Raw genomic sequence first — 20,797 nt, 5'->3', positions numbered from 1 at the left:
CCTCTCACAATAGTCTTAGTGCCCCACGCTTGTCCCGCGTTCAAGGCCAGATAGCGCCAGTTGCTCATCAATCTGTCCGAGTAGACGCTCAAGCCCTTCCTGAGTATCGCTTTCCGCGCGCGCGACTAGCACATCCTGCGTGTTCGATGCACGTAGCAGCCACCAACCGTCTTGCGTCGTGACCCGTACACCATCAGTGGCGTTCACTTCCGCTGGGCTGTCCGCCAAACGGGCGCTGACTTCCTCAATCGCAGCAAATTTGCGGCTTTCATCAACCTGGAAACGCATTTCCGGCGTGTTGAGCATTTCAGGCATTGCACTGCGCAACTCGGTCACCGATTTGCCCAGCCGCGCAGATGCCGCAATCAAGCGAAGCCCGGCGTAAAGCGCGTCATCAAACCCGTAATAGGTGTCCGCGAAAAATACGTGTCCGCTCATTTCGCCAGCCAGCGGAGAGCCTGTTTCTTTCATTTTGGACTTAATCAGCGAGTGGCCGGTTTTCCACATCAGTGGTTTGCCGCCGCATTTTTCAACATGGTCAAACAGTGCCCGGCTGGCCTTCACATCAGCGATCACAGTCGCGCCTTGATGCGATTTGAGCACATCTTCAGCATAAATCATCAGCAGCTGATCACCCCAGATGACTCGGCCTTGGCCGTCAATCGCGCCGATCCGGTCGCCGTCGCCATCAAAAGCTATGCCAAACTCGAGCTTCTTCTCAGCGACGAGCGCCTTCAAGTCAGCCAGATTGGCTTCAACCGTGGGGTCAGGATGATGATTAGGAAAATTCCCGTCGACATCGGTGTAGAGCAGATGATGCTCTCCCGGCAGACGCGCAGCGAGCAGCTCAAGCGCAGGGCCGGCTGCGCCGTTCCCTGCATCCCATCCGACCTTCAGGCCGGAAAGGGTGGCGGCATCAACGCCGTCCAGCCCCTCAAGCATGTGATTGACATACTCATCAAGGATATCATGCGCCTCAACGCTGCCGGTACCATCGATCCAGGCGCCTTCGGCAGAGATGTCACCCAGTTTCTGAATGTCTGCGCCAAAAAATGGACGACCTTGAAACACCATCTTGAAGCCATTGTAATTGGCGGGGTTATGGCTGCCGGTTATCTGAATGCCGCCGTCCACATCTTCGCTTGAAGCCTCCGTGTAATAGAGCATGGGGGTTGCGCTCATGCCGATACGGACCACGTCACAGCCGCTAGCTGTCAATCCTTCGATCAAAGCATGTTCGAGCATGGGCGAGCTGACTCGTCCGTCATACCCCACTGCGACTTTGCGCCCACCTGCTTCACGCAGCATGCTGCCAAAGCTGCGCCCGATCGCGCGCGCATCATCAGCGCCCAGTGTTTCCCCAATGATACCGCGAATGTCATATTCGCGCAGGACAGTGGAATCGAAAGTATGGCTCATGGGAAAAGGTCCGTATTCGTAATGTTATCGCTCGCACCGTAGTCGATGCGATGTGCGGATGTCACTCTTGCGACAATCCGTCTTGAGACAGCTCGTCGAGCAACAAATCGCGCGCCGCATTGGCTTCATGCACTTGTTCATTCGTGCCGCCGCGGTCCGGATGCACCATAGCGATCAATCGCTTATGCGCCTCCATAATGTCTTTGTGGCTGGCGTTCGATTGCACCGCCAGCAGTTTGCGCGCTTTAAAAACAGCTTGCTGGCGGGTTGTTCGACCACGCAGATATTCCCACGGCCAGCGCCCGAAAACGAGCTTTACGCCCAGCGACAGGATCAGCGCGATGATCAGCAAGCGGATCATCGGTCAGACAAGCACCAGCTTGGGCTGAGGCGGCATGAATTCGGGCAAGGCAAGCGAGCGCACGAGTTCGCGCAATTCTTGACGGGCAACCAGATGGCTGGTGCCCAACTCGCCTAAATGCCCCTTGTCGAGCAGTGTCAGACCCGACGGGAAAAGCTCGCGATAGATCACGCGCTCTGAAAGGCCCTGCGCCACGCGAAAACCAACGCGCTTCGACAGCTCTGTCAGCGCCTGTTCGATCCGCACCATATTGCGGGCTTCGACATGGCCTGTGCGGTTGCGCACGACTACCCAGTCCATTTCACGGCGGTGCTGGTCAATCGTCGCCCGGCTGCGCTTGATACGCGCCTCCCAGATCAGCTCGGCATAGAATGACAGTTTCTTGACCTTGAATGTCTCGCCTTCGACCTGGCCGATCAGATCGAAATCGACAAAACTGTCATTCATGGGTGTAACCAGCGTGTCTGCCTCGGTTGCCGCATGCCGCGCAAGCTCGTCATCGCGGCCTGGTGTATCATAGACGATGTAGTCCGCATTCGCGCCAAGCTCTCGGCTGAGCGCCTCCAGCCCCTCGATATCACCTTCGAATACGCGGCACTCCGCAGTCGGCAGTTTGATACCGCGTCGTTCGGCGGTGGTAGTCCGATTCTCCAGATAGCGCGCCATCGTCCGTTGTCGCTGATCCAGATCTATCGCCACCACTCGCGCCCCGCGATAGGCCAGCGCAATCGCTATATGCACCGCGGTGGTGGACTTTCCCGTCCCGCCTTTTTCATTGGCGAAGACAATCCGGTGCGGAGCGGGTGCAGACATAGGGGTAAGTGGCCTTCTCGAATTTCTTGTCTCGCGCATATCGAGCGCGCTAGGGAAGCGGTTTAAATCATACTTGAGGGGGCACCACCGTGCAAACCGTCAGATCACTCGACATGTTGAGAAAATCGCTCGCAGAGCTTCGTGCTGACGGCGGCAGCATAGGGCTGGTCCCGACAATGGGCGCGCTGCATGAAGGGCATTTGACCCTGATGCGCCAAGCCAAGGCCAAATGTGATCACGTGGTCGCTTCGATCTTCGTCAACCCGACCCAGTTCGGCCCCAACGAAGATCTTGATGCGTATCCGCGCCAGCTGGCTGAAGATTCAGCGATGCTGGAAGCCGAAGGCGTCGCTTTGTTATGGGCGCCGACAGTGGATGCGATGTACCCGCCAGGCTTCGTCACCAACATTTCTGTCAGCACAGTGAGTGAGGGGTTTTGCGATGCCTCACGCCCCGGCCATTTCGATGGCGTGGCAACGGTTGTGTGCAAGCTGCTCAATCAGGTGATGCCGGATATGGCATTTTTTGGCGAAAAGGATTTCCAGCAGCTGGCTGTGATTCGTGCGCTGGCGCGCGATCTCGATCTGACCCGTCCGCATGTCGATAACATCGTCGGCGTGCCAACGGTGCGCGAAGCCGATGGCTTGGCGATGAGCAGTCGCAATCGCTATTTGTCGCCTGAACATCGCGCAGCGGCAACCGCACTCCCTAACGGCATGAAACTCGCGATTGCGGAAATCGAAGCCGGCCAAGCCCCGGATGCCGCCCTCGATACTTTGAAGAGAGTGCTGATAGAAAGCGGCTTCGATTCGGTCGACTACGCAGCCTTGGCAGACGCAAGCTCTCTGGAATTGCTCCATTCCACACCCCATGCCCCGGCGCGTCTTCTGGTAGCGGCGCGGATCGGGAAAACACGGCTGATCGACAATATGGCGGTGCGACCGGCTGTTTGAACCGCGTCCTTCTAAGTACTTGCGTTAGCCAGCGTTTGCCAATTCGTAAGAATAGCAGCCACCCAGTTGTTGCTATTCTCCAACACGCCGCAGTTGCGCAAAGGCTCAACCTGCAAAACACCCCTATCATTGGGGGTATCGACCAGACTGCCATTGCATACCTCCTAAACATACCCCCCACTAGAGTGCGGATGGCATTGAACTCGGGTGAATGCGTGCGGACAGTTAGCACCAGAATACCGGGGATTTACAGCCGACGTCTAGACAGGAATGAACAGCGATGAACGGGAAGTTGGAGCGGGTAGCGGGAATCGAACCCGCATAACTAGCTTGGAAGGCTAGGGCTTTACCACTAAGCTATACCCGCCCGTTGTGACGCTCTTACGAAGCGCGGCGCGCAATTGCCACGATATGGTCTGGTTCGTCAATGAAAGACTGACGAGTTTGCGAACTGCTTGTTAGCCGCAAACCAATTCTATTCTTGCGCAGCCAATTTTGGGGCTTAACCACCGGCACACGAACAACTAACTGACCCGTTATGCAAAGCCTGACCCATCTTCAGCGGCTCGAAGCCGAAGCGATCCACATCATGCGGGAGGTTGTGGCCGAAGCCACAAACCCGGTCATGCTGTACTCGGTCGGCAAGGACTCTTCGGTTATGCTGCACTTGGCGCGAAAGGCCTTTTATCCAGCGCCGCCGCCCTTCCCGATGCTGCATGTCGCCAGCGGCTGGGATTTTAAGGACCTGATTGCCCATCGCGACAACACCGTGAAGGAATACGGACTTGAACTGATCATTGCCCAGAACGAGGATGCCGATACGCAAGGCATCAACCCGTTCGACACGGGTAGCGCGCTCTATTCGCAGGCTCAGCTAACCGATCCGCTCAAACGCGCGCTGACCGAACACGGATTTGACGCAGCGTTCGGCGGTGGTCGACGCGACGAGGAAAAGGCCCGCGCGAAGGAACGGGTATTCAGCTTCCGCAATGCATCGCATCGCTGGGACCCGAAGAACCAGAGGCCGGAGCTTTGGAATCTGTACAATGCCCGCAAGAAGGACGGCGAGAGCATTCGTGTCTTCCCTATCTCCAACTGGACCGAGCTCGACATCTGGCAATATATTCTGGCCGAGAAGATCGACATCGTACCGCTCTATTATTCGGCGAAACGCCCCACTGTTGAGCGGGACGGGTTGACGCTGGTGGTCGATGACGAACGCTTCCGCTTCGAGGATGGTGAAGTACCTGTCGAGCGTTCTGTCCGGTTCCGTACCCTGGGTTGCTATCCGCTGACCGGCGCGACCGAAAGCGATGCGATCGAGCTAACCGATATCATACAGGAAATGCTGCTCGCGACCGGCTCCGAGCGACAGGGACGCGCGATCGACAAAGGTGAAAGCGCCTCGATGGAAGCCAAGAAGCAGGAGGGGTATTTCTGATGCCCTATTCTGGAGAGAACCAGGCATACGCCCCTGAAGCTTTGATTGCGGACGATATCGCCGCCTATCTCGATGCGCAGCAGCACAAGGAGATGCTGCGGTTCATCACATGCGGATCGGTCGATGACGGCAAAAGCACGCTGATCGGGCGGCTGCTGTACGATTCGAAGATGATCTTCGAAGATCAACTCACCGCATTGGAGGGCGACAGCGCAAAGCACGGCACGCAAGGCGATGCGATCGACTTTGCCTTGCTGGTTGACGGGCTGGCGGCGGAACGCGAGCAAGGCATCACCATTGATGTCGCGTACCGCTTCTTCGCGACCGAGAAACGCAAGTTCATCGTCGCGGATACACCGGGCCACGAACAATATACACGCAATATGGTGACCGGCGCCTCGACAGCTGATCTGGCCGTGATCCTGGTCGATGCACGCAAGGGCGTGCTCGAACAGACCAAGCGGCACAGTTTCCTCGTCCATCTACTTGGCATCAGGCATCTGGTGTTGGCGGTGAACAAGATGGACCTGGTCGGCTACGATCAGGCAATCTTCGATCGCATCGTTGCCGATTATCAGATCTTCGCCAAGGAGATTGGCGCTGAGGCATTCACCCCCATTCCCATCTCGGGGTTCAAGGGCGACAACATTACAACCGCGCCATCGGCCAACACGCCTTGGTATGCAGGTTCAAGCCTGATCGATCATCTGGAAACGGTCGAGCTTGCAAACACTCGCGCGCAAGAGCGCGCTTTTCGTATGCCGGTGCAATGGGTCAACCGGCCCAATCTCGACTTTCGCGGCTTTGCCGGCCTGATATCCGGCGGAAGCGTAAAGCCCGGCGATCCGGTGCGAATCGTCCCGTCAGGCAAGACCAGCAAGGTAAAGCGCATTGTCAGTTTCGATGGCGATCAGGACGAAGCCGTCGCCGGACAATCAGTCACGCTGACGCTGAAGGACGAAGTTGATTGCAGCCGTGGCGATGTGATCGCGGCCGCAGATGATCCGCCCGAGGCATCTGACCAATTCGAAGCCACCATTGTGTGGATGGATGAGCAAGCGATGAAGCCCGGGCGCGGTTATTGGCTGAAGCTTGGCAGCCAGACAGTTACCGCTAATGTGCAAGCACCCAAATACGAGATTTGCGTCAACACATTCGAACATCTGGCGGCCAAGACGCTGAAGTTGAACGGGATTGGCGTGGCCGAGCTGCGCACCGATCGCCCGATCACGTTCGAACCCTATGCCAACAGCCGCCAGCTTGGCGGGTTCATCCTGATCGACAAATACACCAATGCGACGGTTGCCGCCGGGATGATTCATTTCAGCCTGCGCCGCGCACAGAATGTGCACTGGCAAGCGACGGAGATTGGCCGCGATCATCACGCCGCGCTGAAGAATCAGAAGCCGCGCGTGCTCTGGTTCACCGGGCTTTCCGGTTCAGGCAAATCGACCATTGCCAATGAGGTCGAGAAGCGGCTCAATTTGATGAACCGCCACACCTTCCTGCTTGATGGCGACAATGTGCGGCACGGCCTGAACAAGGATCTGGGCTTTACCGAAACCGACCGGATCGAGAATATCCGCCGTATTGGCGAAGTCGCGAAGTTGATGACCGATGCCGGTCTGATCGTGCTGACGGCCTTTATCAGCCCCTTCAGGGCCGAGCGGCGGATGGTGCGCGAAATGCTGCCCGAAGGTGAATTTATCGAGATCTTCGTCGACACCCCGTTGGAAGTGGCAGAGCAGCGCGATGTGAAGGGTCTCTACAAAAAGGCACGCGAAGGTCAGCTCAAGAACTTTACCGGTATCGACAGCCCCTATGAAGCGCCCGAGAATGCCGAAATCCGCGTCAACACAGTCGACATCACGCCTGCTGAAGCCGCTGATTACATCATTGAACAGATCATGCCGTTGAAATGAGTGAGATTGCGCGAATGACCGACGCAGAGCTCGCTGCGGAACTGGCGATTGAGGCCGGGAAGATTCTGCTGGAAGTTCGTGACACGCGAATGCTGGAAGGCAAGGCTCTTGGCGATGCCGGAGACGCCACAGCCAATCAGTTTTTGTGTCACACACTGCGCGCGGCCCGACCAGACGACGGCCTGCTCTCCGAAGAGGAAAAGGACGACACGGCGCGGTGCAGCAAGCGCCGCGTGTGGATCATCGATCCGGTTGATGGAACGCGCGAGTATGGTGAGCAGAGGAGCGACTGGGCGGTCCACGTCGGCCTGTCGATCGATGGTGAAGCCCACACTGGCGCGGTTGCGTTGCCGGGGCTCGATGGCGGCATCGTGCTGCGAACCGATCATCCCGTGCCTTTGCCGGAAGCAGCGCCTGTGCCCCGCCTGGTGGTCAGCCGCACGCGCCCCGCAAAAGAAGCGGTCGAGGTCTGCAAGGCAATCGGCGGGCAACTCGTCCCCATGGGCAGCGCCGGGGCAAAGGCGATGGCTGTGGTGCGCGGAGAAGCCGAAATTTACCTGCATTCCGGCGGACAGTTTGAATGGGACAGCTGCGCGCCCGTGGCCGTGGCGAAAGCGCATGGGCTGCATTGCAGCCGGATCGATGGAACACCGCTGATCTACAACTGCGAGGACACTTACCTGCCGGATTTGCTGATTTGCCGCCCCGAATGGGCGGAACGGGTACTTAATGAAGTCGCGAGGCTCAGCTAAAGCTGTTCAGTCGCCTTCAAATTCCATCAAGGTGCTGACTTCCACGCTGGCATCGCGCAGCCTCTGTGCCCCGCCAAGATCCGGCAGATCTATGACAAACAGCGCATCATCGATTGTCGCCCCTGCCTGACGCAGCAATTGCGCCGCTGCCAGAGCGGTGCCGCCTGTGGCGATCAGATCATCTACGATAACAACAGTCTGGCCATGCTGAATGGCGCCAGGGTCAATCTCCAACCGGTCAGTACCGTATTCAAGCGCGTAATCGATCCCGATAATTTCAATCGGCAGCTTTCCCGGCTTGCGAACCGGAATGAAACCCAGCTCAAGCTCGACAGCTACCGCCGCGCCAAAGATAAACCCGCGTGCCTCCATTCCTGCAATCGCTTCTGCACCGCACGCCTTAGCCCGTTCAGCCAAGTGGCGGACAGTTGCCGCCAAACCCAAGGGATGACCGATCAGCGTGGTGATATCACGGAACTGGATCCCGGCTTCGGGGAAATCCGGCACAGTGCGGATCAGAGATTTGAGCTCGTTAGGTGTCATTCGGGGTCCTCAAATGAAAACGCCCCGCCATCACGAGGATGGCAGGGCGCCTTGAAATGCGGTGTCTCGCAAAATTCAGTCTTTGCGCGGCTTCACGGAAGCCCAGATCTGCTTCTTGGAAAGATATGCCAGAATGGTTGCGATCAGCAGGAAGATCAGAACCGGCAAACCGGTTTGCTTGCGATCAATCAGGCGCGGCTCAGCGGTCCAAGTCAGAAACGCTGTGACGTCCCTTGCCATCTGGCTAACTGTCGCTTCGGTCCCGTCACTATATGTTACTTGCCCATCAGCCATCAGCGGCGGTGCCATCGACAGATTAACATTGGCAAAATAGGGGTTGAAATAGAGGCCCGCAGGCACCTCGAAATCAGGATTTGCCGCAAGCAATTCCGGATCTGGTTCGCCATAGCCGGTCAGCAGCGAATAGACATAGTCCACACCATTGGCGCGTGCCTTGGTCATCAGCGAAAGATCAGGCGGTTCGCCAGCACCGAAGTAAGGTACAGCCGGGAAGTGATCGGTTGGCAGACCCGGGCGGGTTTCCACTTCAGCCAAAGAAGCATCATAGACCGGGATGTTATAGGTCGATGCTTCCTGCTTCACCTCGGCTTCGTTGTAACCCAGCTCTGCCAGATTGCGGAACGCGACATACTGGATCGAGTGGCAAGCTGCGCACACTTCCTTGTAAACCTGGTAGCCGCGCTGCAGCTGCGCATAGTCCCAGGCGCCAAGCGGGCCTTCGAAGCTGAAACCGCCGTCCGGGCCATGCGGCTTCTCTTTGAACGCATAGTAGGCTGGCTTTTCGCCAGGTTCGGTGATTTGGTTGTAGGCCCCTTTGCCGAATGACCAGAGTGCGATCCCTGCGAAAAACAGGCCGATCAGGATTGCGCCGATGCGGATCATGGTTCGTGTCTCTCTCTATCCAGTCGTCGCGGCTTATTCGGCCGGCTCAGCTGCAGTGGCTGCAGCAGGTTTGTTGTCACTCAGCACCGCTTCCGTGATCGAATAAGGCAGCGGCTCGGTCTTCTCGATCGAACTGAGCAGCGGCAGGATCACCAGGAAGTGCAGGAAGTAATATGCCGTCGCGAGCTGGCTTAGCATCACGTAGGGTTCTTCAGCCGGGCGACCACCGAGATAGAACAACAGTGCCATCGCAGGGATCAGGCCGAACCAGAAGAACTTGCGGAATGTCGGGCGATAGTGGCCTGAACGTACCGGTCCTTTGTCCAGCCAAGGCAGGAAGAACCAGATCAGGATCGAGCCGAACATCGCCATCACACCCAGCAGCTTTGCCGGGATCAGAACCACTCCGGTAAACGGAATGGTCAGGTCAAAGGTAAAGGCGCGCAAGATCGCGTAGAACGGATAGAAATACCATTCCGGAACGATCAGCGCCGGGGTCGAAAGCGGGTTCGCTTCGATGTAGTTTTCCGCGTGACCAAGCGTGGTCGGGAAGTAGAACACCACGATGGCGAACAGGATCAGAATAGCGCCCAATCCGAAACCGTCCTTCGCCGTATAGTACGGGTGGAATGGCACGGTGTCGCTTTCGCTTTTCACTTCAACCCCGGTCGGGTTCGAAGAACCCGGAATGTGCAGCGCCCAGATGTGCAGGATCACAACGCCTGCAATCACGAACGGCAGCAGGAAGTGGAGCGAAAAGAAGCGGTTAAGCGCGGAGTTATCCGGCGCGTAACCACCCAAGATCCACACCTGGATTGATTCGCCCACAAGCGGGATTGCTCCGAACAGGCCGGTAATTACCTGTGCGCCCCAGAAGCTCATTTGGCCCCAAGGCAGGACATAGCCCATGAACGCGGTCGCCATCATCAGCAGGAAGATGACCACGCCAAGCAACCAGATCATCTCTCGCGGAGCCTTATACGAGCTGTAGAAGAAGCCGCGGAAGATGTGCAGATAGATCACCAGAAAGAAGAAGCTGGCGCCGTTGGCATGCGCGTATCGCATCAGCCAGCCCCAGTTGACGTTGCGCATAATGTGCTCAACCGTCTCGAACGCGACCAGCTGGTTCGCGGCGTAGTGCATCGCGAGCACAACACCGGTGACAATCTGGAACACGAGGAAAAAACCGGCCAGAACGCCGAAATTCCACATGTAGTTGAGGTTCCGCGGAACCGGATATCCGGCGCCGACTGCATTGTAGACCAGGCGTGGCAGCGGTAGCCGCTCATCCAGCCATTTAGTCAGTCCCGTCTTGGGTTCGTACTGGCGTGCCCAGGCAAAGCTCATCGCAAATCTCTCAACAATTAACCGACGCGGATGACAGTGTCGGACGTGAATTCATAATCGGGAACGGCAAGGTTCGTCGGCGCCGGACCTTTGCGGATACGGCCGGCCGTATCGTAGTGCGAACCGTGGCACGGGCAGAAATAGCCGCCATACTCACCCTTGTTTTCGCCTTCGGCAGCACCCAAGGGAACGCAGCCCAAGTGCGTGCAAAGACCCATGGTGACCAGCATGTCTTCACGGCCTGCCTTGGTGCGATCCGCAAGCGTTTCGGCATCGCGCAGAGAAGCCACATCTACAGCGTTCGCTTCGTCAATCTCGGCTTGCGTCAAGCGGCGCACGAACAGCGGCTGCTTGCGAAACTCGCCCTTGATCGCCTGGCCAGGCTCAATCGCCGAAACATCAATCTCGGTGCTGCTGGCAGCAAGAACATCGGCAGAAGGAGCCATTTGGCTAACCAGCGGATACAGCACAGACGCGCCGCCAACCCCGGCGAAGCTTACCGCTGCGATGTTAATAAAGTCGCGCCGACGAACCCCGTCTTCGCCCGCCATGGTGGCGGCATCAGGTGTCGCGGTGCCAGTCGTATCAGCCATTAGCCTTAACCCTGCTCTTGTTATCTCGAGCGCACATGATGTGCGCGTAAAACCCCTGGCGAATTCCCGCTGTTGACGGGATACACCTATTTGGCGGCGCTGATAGACGCAAAGGCGGGCTATGCCAACCGTGTTTTGGGCATCAAATGTTCGGTTTCGTGCAAGCAAGCGTGATGCCAGCTAGGAAAGAGCAATCATGCTTATCTGGCGGCCATAGTTGGGCTCGCCCCTATGTGTCGCTCGGCGATAGGAATAATACGACTTTTCAGATGCATAAGTGTCGAACACCAGATCTTCGACATGCCTGACCCCATGCCGCATCAGACGCTTGGAAATATAGGCGGGTAGATCGAATTGCCATTTTCCCACTTCACCGTATGCAAAGAAGGGCGCATCGTCAGCACCGAATTGCTGCCGAAAAGGATCGTCCACTTCGTAGCTGGCTTGCGCGATAGTCGGCCCGATAGCCGCTGCAATCCGATCGAGCGAAGCGCCCAGCGAAACCATGGCTTCAAGAGTATTCTCCAAAACACCGCCCTGCTCATTTCCACGCGCCCCGCGCCATCCGGCATGTGCTGCACCGATGACTCCCGCCTCTACGTCAGCAAACAGCACTGGCGCGCAGTCCGCTGTGACGATGCCCAACACCAAGCCTGAGGCCGCTGTGACCAGCGCATCGCCTTCCGGTCGTCCGGTTGCGGAATCGTTCCACGCTTCAGTCACCATAATCACGTCAGGCGAATGGACCTGATGTGGCGATACCAGCACTCCGCCTGGCAGCACCGAATCAGCGGCCGAGGCGCGCGCATCGCGGATGACTTGCTCATCACCCTCGCCGCCATAGCCAAACTGGTGCAAGCAGCCGCTATGGCCAAAGAAGCCGTGCGCAACGCCTTCCAGCGCTTCCGAACGGACTATGTCGAAGTTGGCTGCGTTAGCCATCCAGACTGCGCGTGACCTGTTCGAAAGTATCGCGAGAGAGGTTTGCCGCCGCTTTTATCCGCTCCAGCTCGGCCCGCATCAACGCCGCACGGCCATCTTCCAGCCGCCTCCATCGCCCAAGCGCTGGCACAAATCGTGCCGCAGTTTGCGGATTGATCGGATCAAGCGCGAGGATAAGATCCGCAATCATCCGATAGCCCTTTCCACTTGCCGCGTGAAACGCAGGAGGATTGCCCGCAAGAGCCATATAGAGCGAACGCACACGATTCGGATTGTGCAGCGTGAAGTCCGGATGCTCTGCCAATGCTTCCACGTGCTCAAGCACTTGCGGGTGCAACGACCATGCCTGCAGCGTGAACCATTTGTCGATCACCAGCGCGTTGCCTTTGTAGCGCTCGTAGAAGTCAGCCAGCTTCGCTTCGCGCAAGGGGTTCTCCAGCCCTGCGAGCACTCCGAGAGCCCCCTGTCGATCAGTCATATTGTCCGCAGCATCATATTGCGCGGCGGCGAGTTCGGCTGCCCTGGAAGGATTGCTGGCCGCTATAAAGCCAAGCGCAAGCGACTTGACCTTCCGCGCGCCGCGGGCGTCGTCCCCATCGAACGGTACTTTCTCGGCGCGATCGTAAAGCGCCGCAAGTTCGCCCGCCAATGTGCGCGCCAGCATCGCCTTCAAGCCTTCGCGCTCGCGATGGATTGCATCCGGATCAGCCTTGTCGAATTGCTCGAACAGATAGGTTGTCGTTGGCAAAACCATCAATTCGCCGCGCATTGAGTCATCAAGCTGATCATCGGTCACGATTGCCCGCATCGCGGTTGCAATGGCGTTCGCGCCCGCTGCCCGCGCATCTTCGGACAAATTGCCATTTGCGGCTGCGACCAGATGGCCAACCATCAATTCCTGCATCGCCTCATAGCGTGCGAAGCTGTCATCATCATGCGCCGCCAGCAGCATCAATTCCTGCAGTGAAGCTTCGCGTTCGATCTTCACCGGCGCTGTGTAGCCACGGTTGATCGACAGCGCAGGTCGCACTACGAAGCCTTGGAAAGTGAAGCTCTTTTCCGCTGCGTCCAGGATGATCAGCTGTTCGCCTTTGTGCAGGCCCGTCTCTGCATCAAGCATGGCAATGCGCAGGGGTATCACCATCGGCTGCTTATCCGGCTGGCCAGGCGTTGCGGGCACAGTTTGCGCCAGCGAAAGCGTCACAATGTCTCCCTCGTGATTGACGGCAACCTTCACCCGCGGCGTGCCAGCCTGACGATACCACAGGCGGAACTGGTCGAGGTCCAGCTCAGCGCCCTCTTCGATCGCACGAATGAAATCTTCGCACGTCGCGGCTTCGCCATCGTGACGATCAAAGTAGAGATCTGTACCTTTGCGGAACCGCTCGGGGCCGGCTATTGTGCGCATCATGCGGATGACTTCAGCGCCTTTGTTGTAGACAGTCGCGGTGTAGAAATTGCTGATTTCGCGATAGCTGTCAGGCCGGATCGGATGCGCCAGGGGGCCTGAATCTTCCGGGAACTGCGCAGCGCGTAAGATGCGCACATCTTCGATCCGTTTGACCGCTTCGCCCTGCATATCCTGGCTGAACAGCTGATCGCGCAGGACAGTAAAGCCTTCCTTCAACGACAGCTGGAACCAGTCACGGCAAGTGATCCGATTGCCAGACCAATTGTGGAAATATTCATGCGCGATCACCCCCTCCACGCCGTCAAAATCCGCATCAGTCGCTGTGTCAGTGTCTGCCAGCACATACTTGGTGTTGAAAACGTTGAGCCCCTTGTTCTCCATCGCTCCCATGTTGAAATCGCTGACCGCCACAATGTTGTAGAGGTCGAGATCATATTCGCGCCCGAAAGTCTCCTCGTCCCATTTCATCGATTTCTTGAGCGATTCCACCGCATGGTCTGTGCGCGGTAAATCCTCTTCGCGCACCCACACATTCAGTTCGACTTCGCGGCCGTTGATGGTGGTGAAGGTACTGGAATTGGCGACCAGATCGCCTGCTACCAGCGCAAATAGGTAACTCGGCTTGGGCCACGGATCAAACCACTCGGCCCAATGTGTACCGTCTTCTCCTTCGCCCGCTGCTTCCACATTACCGTTGCACAGCAGGATCGGGAATTGTTCCTTCGAGCCGCTCATTTTGACGCGGTATGTGCTCAGCACATCCGGGCGATCCGGGAAGAAGGTGATGCTGCGGAACCCCTCGGCTTCGCATTGCGTGCACAGCATGCCGTTGGAGGCATAGAGCCCTTCAAGCCGTGTGTTAGCCGCCGGTGCAATCGATGTCGCAATCTCTATCTCATGCGCATCACTGCTCAATGGGATGATCAGATCGCCGCCATCGCACGAAAAGTCATTACGCACTTCGCCATCAACTTTGACGCTGAGCAGTTCAAGGTGATCACCATCCAGCCGGATCGAATCCGCAGGATCAGCCTTTGCATTGCGCGCGACGGTCAGTTTCGATGTGACGCGCGTTGCCTCCAGCCCCAAATCGAAATGCATCTCGATTTCGGGAACAAGCCAGGGAAACGGCTTGTAATCCTCTCGCCGGATAACGGGGGGATCGTGTGGTGTCGGGGCGGCGTCCGCCATCTCTGGGTTACTTTGGATATCCATCGCAGCCCGATTTAGGTTGCTTTGCGCCGGTGTCCAACGCTTAGATATGACAATGACCAAACATATTCTGATCTTTGGCCTGGGATACACGGCAAGCCGACTGGCTGATGCGTTGAAAGTGCAAGGCTGGGCCGTCGATGCGACCGGCAGCGCAGGCAATATCGACTTCAAAAACGAGAATGCAGTACGGGCCGCCTTGCACGATGCCAGTCATGTTCTGTCATCTGTCCCGCCGGATCGACAATCTGGTGAAGACCCCGTTCTGGCCCGCTACGGCCAAGCATTGTCGAACCATTGGATCGGCTATCTCTCCTCAACGGGTGTCTACGGCGACCAGCAAGGTGCATGGGTCGATGAAAGCACGCCAACAGTGGCTGAGACCGGCGCGGGAAGGCGCAATGCCCGCGCCGAAGCAGATGCGGCGTGGATGCAGCTGAGCGCGCGTGTGTTTCGCTTGCCCGGTATTTATGGGCCGGACCGCAGCGCGCTTGATCGCGTAAGAGAGGGCAAGGCACGCCGGATCGACATTCCAGGGCAAGTGTTCAGCCGCGTGCATGTCGTTGATATCGTGTCCGGCGTGGTCGCAGCCATTGAAACCGGCGCCGCAGCAGGCGCGTACAATCTGGGTGACGATCTGCCGGCCAGCGGCAACGCCGTGACCGAGGAAGCCTGCCGATTGCTGGGTATCACTCCGCCTCCGCTGCAGACGCTGGAGGAAGCGAACCTCAGTGAAATGGCGCGCGGTTTTTACGCAGAGAACCGCCGCGTCGCGAACGGCAAAGCCAAGCGTGTTCTCGGTTGGGAGCCCCAGTATCCGACTTACAAGGAAGGGCTGCTTGGCCTGCTCTAATCGACATCATGCCGGAAGGCTGTAGCCTGCCCCACCTTGATGGTATTCTGCTTGCGCGCCTTCAGCGCGAGCACCATGCCCAGTATTGCCAGCGCCATCCCGCCTGCTGTCAGCGGTGTCCAGCGATAGCCCTCAAGCAGCGTCGAAATCAGCATCGCAACGCAGATTGTAACGATCGAATTATAGGCAGTGCGCCCTGCGCCAATCTCTCGCACCAGATTATAATGTAGCGGAAATGTTATGACGGAGCCGATCAGCGCAAGATAGATGATGCCTGACCAGTATTCCATACTGGTCGGAAACGGCGGCGCACCAGCAGTCAGCAGAGCAAAGATTCCGTCGAACACTGTGCCATAGAACATGGCCCATGCCAGCAGGCTGACCATTGGAACTGCACGGCCAGTCGGGTTCGCCTGAATGACATTGGCGACGGAGGCTGATAGAATGCCAAGCATCGCTAGCACAATCCCGAGCCCCACATTGCCGCCAACAACCCCCGCATCGGGATTCGCGAGCCATTCGTGTGCCAGCAAGAACGACACGCCAATAATCGCGACCGCGCTGCCCAGCATGAACCCGCCTTGCACGCGCTCCCCCAGAAAGATCCGCGCAAACATCGCATTCGGCACCATCAGCAGCGCGAACATCATCGCCACAATTCCGGACGTCACGTAAAGCTCTGAATGGTAGACGAACAGAAAATTACCGCTGAACTGGAATATACCGACAGCCGCGGCAAGCAGATGTTCAGGCCGCGTCAGCTTGAGGCGGCGCTTCATCAGGAACGCGACCAGGAACAGGGCCGGTGTCGCCAGCGCAAAGCGATAGAAAACCGACCACGCCGCTGGCACGCCGTCGATCTGCCCCGTGATCACAAACCAGGTTGAGCCCCAGATAGTGCCGGTGATCAGGAATGGCAGTATGACACCAGGGCGCAGCATGCTCTGCGCTTCAGTCCCGCTCATAAAGATGCGATCGCTTTTGCCAGAGCCATCGCGTCTTCTTGCGGTGTGTTCCAAGCGGTCACGAAACGGGCCAAATTTTGACCCCAGTCATAGAAGTCGAATCCCTGTTTGCGCAGCGCCTCGCGCTCGACCGCAGAAAGGCGCACGAACAGCTCATTGGCTTCAACCGGATGCAGCAAGCGATCGCTGCAAGCGCCGGCAATTTCGGCTGCCGCCGCATTCGCTGCTCTTGCATTTTCAAGCCACAGATCGCCATCGAGCATCGCGAGGATCTGCGCCGCCTGATAACGGCCCTTGCATTGCAAATGTCCGGCGCGCTTGCGGCGAAATTTCACCAAGTCAGCTTGTGCCGGGTCAAACATTACCAGCGCTTCTGCGCTCATCCCGCCATTCTTGATGCAGCCGAAGGCCAAGGTGTCGCACGGGCCGACCGCATCGGCCGGCGATCTCCCCAGATACGCCACGGCATTGGCAAAGCGCGCACCGTCCATATGCAGGCCCAGTTTGCGCGCCTGCGCAAACTCGCCCAGCGCCGCCAACTCATCGGGCTGATAGGAACAGCCATATTCGCTCGCCTGCGTGATCGAAATCGCATGCGCTTGGACCTGATGCACATCATCGCGGATCGGATCGAGCACCGCAGCGATATCCGCCGGCGTCAGTTTGGCACTTGCGCCCTGCGCCAGCATCAGCTTTGCACCATGCAGGTAGAACCCCGGTGCGCCGCCTTCATCGACTTCGATATGCGCTTCCTCGTGGCAAATAACTCCGCCATGTGGTCGCACCAGCGTGGCTAGCGCAAGGCAATTCGCTGCCGTCCCGGTCGCAATCCAGCTCGCCGCGCACTCGCGCCCGAACACTTCCGAGAAGCGATCATCAAGCGCCTGACTTAGTGCATCGTTGTCATAGGGATTGTCGGGTGCATCTGCTGCGCGCATCGCTTCCCACAGCTTGGGATGCACTGTTGCTGCATTATCAGACAGGAAGGGTTTGCGTGTGCTCATCGCCATCGCCTGTAAAGCGGCTGGCGGCGAGATCAAGCCAATGCGGAGAAATCGCGCGACGCGATGCTGTGCAATATTGCAGACTTCAGCTCGCGAGATCGCTTGATCGGCAAGCCCGGAATCGAAAACGTTCCGCCGGCCAGGCCCAGATGCAAAGTCGCATAGCCCCGCCGCTGCGCAATTGGGCCTTGCACGATCTCCACTGAATGCAGCTTCACCCGCGATGCAATCCGCGTAGCAGGCGAAAGCAGCCCCTTGCGCCCAAAGATTTGCGATGCACTCAAGGCGTGACGATGGAACTGCCAAGCATAGAGGTTCGCAGCGACGAAAAAGATGGACAACGCCAACGGCACAAGCGGCACAAAAGCAGCGTAAACAAACCCTGTTCCAATCGCTCCCGTGCCGATCAGAACCGCCAAAATCACTGCGATGAGCGCGAATACCCCTCCTTCGATCGCGGCACTGTCAACGCGGTACTTGCGGCTCGCATGATACCAATCGAGATCCTCGGATGGCGGCTCAAACTTGGCTGCGCGAATGATCGGTTCAAGCTCTTCCATCTGCGCGAAGGGTGCAACCACATGGCTGGATGAACCTGCATCTTGCGCCAGGCTGACAAACTTAAGATCATGCCAGCCGAAGCGATAGCGTAGCCAGCCAGTGCCCAAAACCAGCGCTTGCACGCGGTGAACCGGCATGACCACATCGGTCTTGGTGAACAGCCCGCGGCGGCGGCGGAACCCGCGTGCTGTTTTCTCAAGCACAAAGCCCCAATCACGCAGAAAAGTGCGAACCAGGCCCGTTGCTGAACCAATCACGATCAAGGCGATCAACCCTGCAATAAAACCCGCAATCTGCGCCATGAAGCCAAAGCTAGACAGTAGCCCACTCTGGCTTTCGATCCAGCCTTGCCACAGATACACATCCCAGAGCTCGATCCCGATAAAGGTATCGGCATATTGCATGAGGCCGCCAAGCACAGCGAAGACCGCCAGCGAAAATTCGAAGAGGCCGAATGTGGTCAGGCGTTTGGTGTCCATCGCAAAGATGGTCTGCGCATCATCGTCCACGGCTTCGTGCGCTGCTGCTTCCCCATCTGCCTGGGCTATGCTCGCCGCTACTTCCTCGCGGCGTTCACGGATCAACCGGCGCAATGCCTCGCCCTGATCTTCAGTCAGATAGGCAAGCTTGAGATCGTCACCCCCGCCGGCGCCGGTTTCAAACTTGGCTTCGACCAGCCCGAACAGCCTTGGTAGCAGTTTCTGTTCCAGGCTTACGTCCTGAATGCGTTCGTAGGGAACAGAGCGCGCCGCACGGCTGATAATCCCGCTTTCAACGCGGATGTCTTCAGCCCCCGTGGTGTAGGTCAAGCGAAGCCAGCGCAGATATGCCGCACCGACATTGGCCACTAATATCGCCAGTATAGCTACGGCCAGGCCGCCTACGCCGAACGGATTGTCGCGCAAGGCAACGCCGGCAACGACAAGCGGCACGACAAGTTGGCGGATGGTTGTGATTGCGCTGACCAGCAGGCCGATGGGGGCCGTGCGTTGCGGCTGCGCCTCCTCAGCGGAATGGTTAGCAACTTCGTCAGACATCTGCGTCAAAGCGCCTCACGCTTGATATGGCTACGGATTTCCTCGCGCATATCGCGTGCCAAAGGCTCGCCCAGACCTGGCAAAAGCACCGAGGCATTGTGCGAGCCCGCAGTGTGAAGCGTTAGCGTCGCAATCCCGAAAAAGCGGTCGATTGGTCCTTGATTGACATCGATATGCTGAACCCGGCCGAATGGCACCACGGTGTCATGGCGGAACAGAATCCCGCGCACGACCCGCAGGCGGTCTGTGCTCATCGCATAGCCGCGCGCGTAAAACCGCCGCGACGGAAGGCGGATAATGAATGCTAATGCGATCAGCACAACGGGGATCATGATTGATGCGGTCGGCAAGATGGCTTGGCCCTCCAGAACGAAGGCAGCAACTATGAACGGGATTGAAGTCAAGGTGGCTTGAACCCGCAAAGCCGATTTATAATTCGGGTGAAGCTCGGTTAGCGCCTGATCGTCGCCATGGCCTTCGACCACGGGTGTCTGATCAGTTTCAGGAGCGACCACAGGAGGCGCCGCGTCAGTGTTTTGATCCATAGTGCTTTAGATGGGCAATACGGCGTTCAGCGTCAATCTTTTAGCGCCGCTGGTTGAACCTGCGCCCGATCAGTGCTGCGGCGATATTGGTCTTCTGAACATCAGTTGTGCCGCCCGCGATCCCCCAGGCAAAGCCGTCGCGAACGCGCTGCTCCATACCGTAGTCCTTGTGATAGCCATATCCGCCCATCACTTGCAGCCCCATCGCGGTGACTTCGCGCACGATTTCGTTGGCATAGCATTTAGCGACCGAGCTTTCGTAGACCGTCGGCAGGCCATCCGCCTGATGTGCGGCGTTGGCGGCCGCGCGATGGATCAATAAGCGCGACGCCTCTACCTTCATTGCCATCTCGGCAAGCTTCAGCTGCACCGCCTGAAATTCGACGATGGGTTTGCCGAAGGCTTCCCGCTCCTGCACATATGCGGTTGCCTGCTCCAGCGCAGCGGCGGCAAGACCCAGCGATTGCGTGGCGTTTCCGCAGCGCTCCAATCCGAACGCGCTCATCAGTTTTCCGAAACCGCCTGCGCCCACGATCACATTCTCTTTCGGCACGCGTACATCTTCAATCGCATAGTCTGCCGTGTCGATCCCGCGAAAACCCATCAGCTGTTCACGCTTTCCGAATTGCATTCCGGGCGCATCTTTCTCAAGCAGGATGGCGCCGATGCCCTTGGCGCCCGGCTCATCATTGTATCGGCAATAGGTGACATAATAGTCCGAGTGCCCGCCGCCCGATGTCCAGCGCTTGTAACCATTGACCACATAATCATCACCCTCAGCCACTGCGCGGGTTTTGAGGTCCGTCAAAGCCGTACCTGCATCGGGCTCTGACATCGAAACCGCGACAACTTTTTCACCCTGGATCACTTCCGGCAGGATGCGCGCTTTCATCTCGTCCGATCCGAAACGCTCGATCGTGCGCACCGGGCCGACCAGAGCTTCGAACACGGGAAAAGCAACTGCGTTGGAAATTTGCGCAAATTCTTCGAGCACCAGAAGCGCTTCGACATGACCCAGCCCAAGACCGCCATATTCGGTTGGCAGATTGACGCCGAGAAAACCCAACTCGCCATATTTGCGCATCATGTCGCGCGGGACGGAATAGTCTTTCTCTTCCATATCGCGCGCCAGGTCTGGCAATTCGGCGCGAGCGAATTTTCGCGCCGCATCCTGCAATTCGCGCTGTTCGTCGGTTAGGCGGAAATCCATTGGTGCTGAT

At 57.9% G+C, this 20,797-nt stretch carries 19 protein-coding genes and 1 tRNA gene; 5 read left to right on the top strand and 15 right to left on the bottom strand.

The genetic code is table 11. The features are described from left to right. Window positions 1-15 precede the first annotated feature (15 nt). From pgmG to QQX03_RS02790, 3 genes are all read right to left on the bottom strand, one after another. Window positions 16-1,419 (bottom strand): phosphoglucomutase/phosphomannomutase PgmG, encoded by a 1,404-nt coding sequence (pgmG, locus tag QQX03_RS02800; RefSeq protein WP_285976365.1) that lies wholly within the window; start codon window positions 1,417-1,419, stop codon window positions 16-18. 61 nt (window positions 1,420-1,480) lie between these two features. Further along, a complete protein-coding gene (locus tag QQX03_RS02795; protein WP_285976364.1) occupies window positions 1,481-1,780 on the bottom strand; it encodes a J domain-containing protein in 300 nt (99 codons plus the stop codon). A gap of 3 nt (window positions 1,781-1,783) precedes the next feature. Next, window positions 1,784-2,593 (bottom strand): division plane positioning ATPase MipZ, encoded by an 810-nt coding sequence (locus QQX03_RS02790; protein WP_285976363.1) that lies wholly within the window; start codon window positions 2,591-2,593, stop codon window positions 1,784-1,786. Between the two features lie 89 nt (window positions 2,594-2,682). Between QQX03_RS02790 and panC the strand changes: the two genes are divergently transcribed. Continuing rightward, the gene (gene panC / locus QQX03_RS02785; protein WP_285976362.1) at window positions 2,683-3,546 is read left to right on the top strand and encodes a pantoate--beta-alanine ligase; all 864 of its coding nucleotides are present in this window, start codon (window positions 2,683-2,685) and stop codon (window positions 3,544-3,546) included. 293 nt (window positions 3,547-3,839) lie between these two features. Here panC and QQX03_RS02780 read toward each other — a convergent pair. Next, window positions 3,840-3,913 (bottom strand) — tRNA-Gly (locus QQX03_RS02780). Between the two features lie 171 nt (window positions 3,914-4,084). On the opposite strand from QQX03_RS02780, the gene cysD reads away from it, so the two are divergent. Genes cysD through QQX03_RS02765 form a run of 3 tightly spaced genes read left to right on the top strand, consistent with a single transcriptional unit; the run spans window position 4,085 to window position 7,661 of the window. Continuing rightward, on the top strand, window positions 4,085-4,987 hold the full coding sequence (cysD, locus tag QQX03_RS02775; RefSeq protein WP_285976361.1) for a sulfate adenylyltransferase subunit CysD: 903 nt from the start codon (window positions 4,085-4,087) through the stop codon (window positions 4,985-4,987). Then, on the top strand, window positions 4,987-6,909 hold the full coding sequence (gene cysN / locus QQX03_RS02770) for a sulfate adenylyltransferase subunit CysN (RefSeq protein ID WP_285976360.1): 1,923 nt from the start codon (window positions 4,987-4,989) through the stop codon (window positions 6,907-6,909). Before cysD ends, cysN begins: the two co-directional genes overlap by 1 nt. A 14-nt stretch (window positions 6,910-6,923) precedes the next feature. After that, on the top strand, window positions 6,924-7,661 hold the full coding sequence (locus tag QQX03_RS02765) for a 3'(2'),5'-bisphosphate nucleotidase CysQ (protein WP_285976359.1): 738 nt from the start codon (window positions 6,924-6,926) through the stop codon (window positions 7,659-7,661). Between the two features lie 6 nt (window positions 7,662-7,667). On the opposite strand, the gene QQX03_RS02760 is transcribed toward QQX03_RS02765, so the two are convergent. The 6 genes from QQX03_RS02760 to pepN form a co-directional block, all read right to left on the bottom strand. Next, the gene (locus tag QQX03_RS02760; RefSeq protein ID WP_285976358.1) at window positions 7,668-8,204 is read right to left on the bottom strand and encodes an adenine phosphoribosyltransferase; all 537 of its coding nucleotides are present in this window, start codon (window positions 8,202-8,204) and stop codon (window positions 7,668-7,670) included. Window positions 8,205-8,279: 75 nt separating this feature from the next. Beyond that, a complete protein-coding gene (locus QQX03_RS02755) occupies window positions 8,280-9,107 on the bottom strand; it encodes a cytochrome c1 (RefSeq protein WP_285976357.1) in 828 nt (275 codons plus the stop codon). A gap of 33 nt (window positions 9,108-9,140) precedes the next feature. Continuing rightward, entirely contained in the window at window positions 9,141-10,454 is a 1,314-nt protein-coding gene (locus tag QQX03_RS02750; protein WP_285976356.1) for a cytochrome b, read from the bottom strand. A 17-nt stretch (window positions 10,455-10,471) separates the two neighbouring features. Then, window positions 10,472-11,047, bottom strand: a complete 576-nt coding sequence (gene petA, locus QQX03_RS02745; protein ID WP_285976355.1) for a ubiquinol-cytochrome c reductase iron-sulfur subunit — start codon at window positions 11,045-11,047, stop codon at window positions 10,472-10,474. Window positions 11,048-11,227: 180 nt separating this feature from the next. Further along, a complete protein-coding gene (gene pgeF, locus QQX03_RS02740) occupies window positions 11,228-11,989 on the bottom strand; it encodes a peptidoglycan editing factor PgeF (RefSeq protein ID WP_285976354.1) in 762 nt (253 codons plus the stop codon). Continuing rightward, on the bottom strand, window positions 11,982-14,615 hold the full coding sequence (pepN, locus tag QQX03_RS02735; RefSeq protein WP_285976353.1) for an aminopeptidase N: 2,634 nt from the start codon (window positions 14,613-14,615) through the stop codon (window positions 11,982-11,984). The genes pgeF and pepN overlap by 8 nt, the downstream gene beginning before the upstream one ends. 52 nt (window positions 14,616-14,667) lie before the next feature. Between pepN and QQX03_RS02730 the strand changes: the two genes are divergently transcribed. Then, window positions 14,668-15,465 (top strand): SDR family oxidoreductase, encoded by a 798-nt coding sequence (locus QQX03_RS02730; RefSeq protein ID WP_285976352.1) that lies wholly within the window; start codon window positions 14,668-14,670, stop codon window positions 15,463-15,465. On the opposite strand, the gene QQX03_RS02725 is transcribed toward QQX03_RS02730, so the two are convergent. Genes QQX03_RS02725 through QQX03_RS02705 form a run of 5 tightly spaced genes read right to left on the bottom strand, consistent with a single transcriptional unit; the run spans window position 15,462 to window position 20,787 of the window. After that, entirely contained in the window at window positions 15,462-16,430 is a 969-nt protein-coding gene (locus QQX03_RS02725) for a DMT family transporter (RefSeq protein ID WP_285976351.1), read from the bottom strand. The genes QQX03_RS02730 and QQX03_RS02725 overlap by 4 nt on opposite strands. Further along, complete coding sequence (locus QQX03_RS02720; protein WP_285976350.1) at window positions 16,427-17,434, bottom strand: threonine aldolase family protein; 1,008 nt, start codon at window positions 17,432-17,434, stop codon at window positions 16,427-16,429. The genes QQX03_RS02725 and QQX03_RS02720 overlap by 4 nt, the downstream gene beginning before the upstream one ends. A gap of 32 nt (window positions 17,435-17,466) precedes the next feature. Continuing rightward, window positions 17,467-19,032 carry a PH domain-containing protein gene (locus tag QQX03_RS02715; RefSeq protein ID WP_285976349.1) on the bottom strand — a complete coding sequence of 522 codons (1,566 nt, stop codon included), beginning with the start codon at window positions 19,030-19,032 and terminating at the stop codon, window positions 17,467-17,469. A 5-nt stretch (window positions 19,033-19,037) separates the two neighbouring features. Beyond that, window positions 19,038-19,577: a PH domain-containing protein gene (locus QQX03_RS02710; protein ID WP_285976348.1), complete on the bottom strand. Its 540-nt coding sequence runs from the start codon at window positions 19,575-19,577 to the stop codon at window positions 19,038-19,040. A gap of 40 nt (window positions 19,578-19,617) precedes the next feature. Continuing rightward, entirely contained in the window at window positions 19,618-20,787 is a 1,170-nt protein-coding gene (locus tag QQX03_RS02705) for an acyl-CoA dehydrogenase family protein (protein WP_285976347.1), read from the bottom strand. Between the last annotated feature and the right edge of the window lie 10 nt (window positions 20,788-20,797).

The organism is Altererythrobacter rubellus, from assembly GCF_030284385.1.
Lineage (GTDB): Bacteria > Pseudomonadota > Alphaproteobacteria > Sphingomonadales > Sphingomonadaceae > Erythrobacter > Erythrobacter rubellus.
Note: the sequence above shows the minus strand (reverse complement) of the source record. Positions and strands in the feature narration are given on the sequence as shown.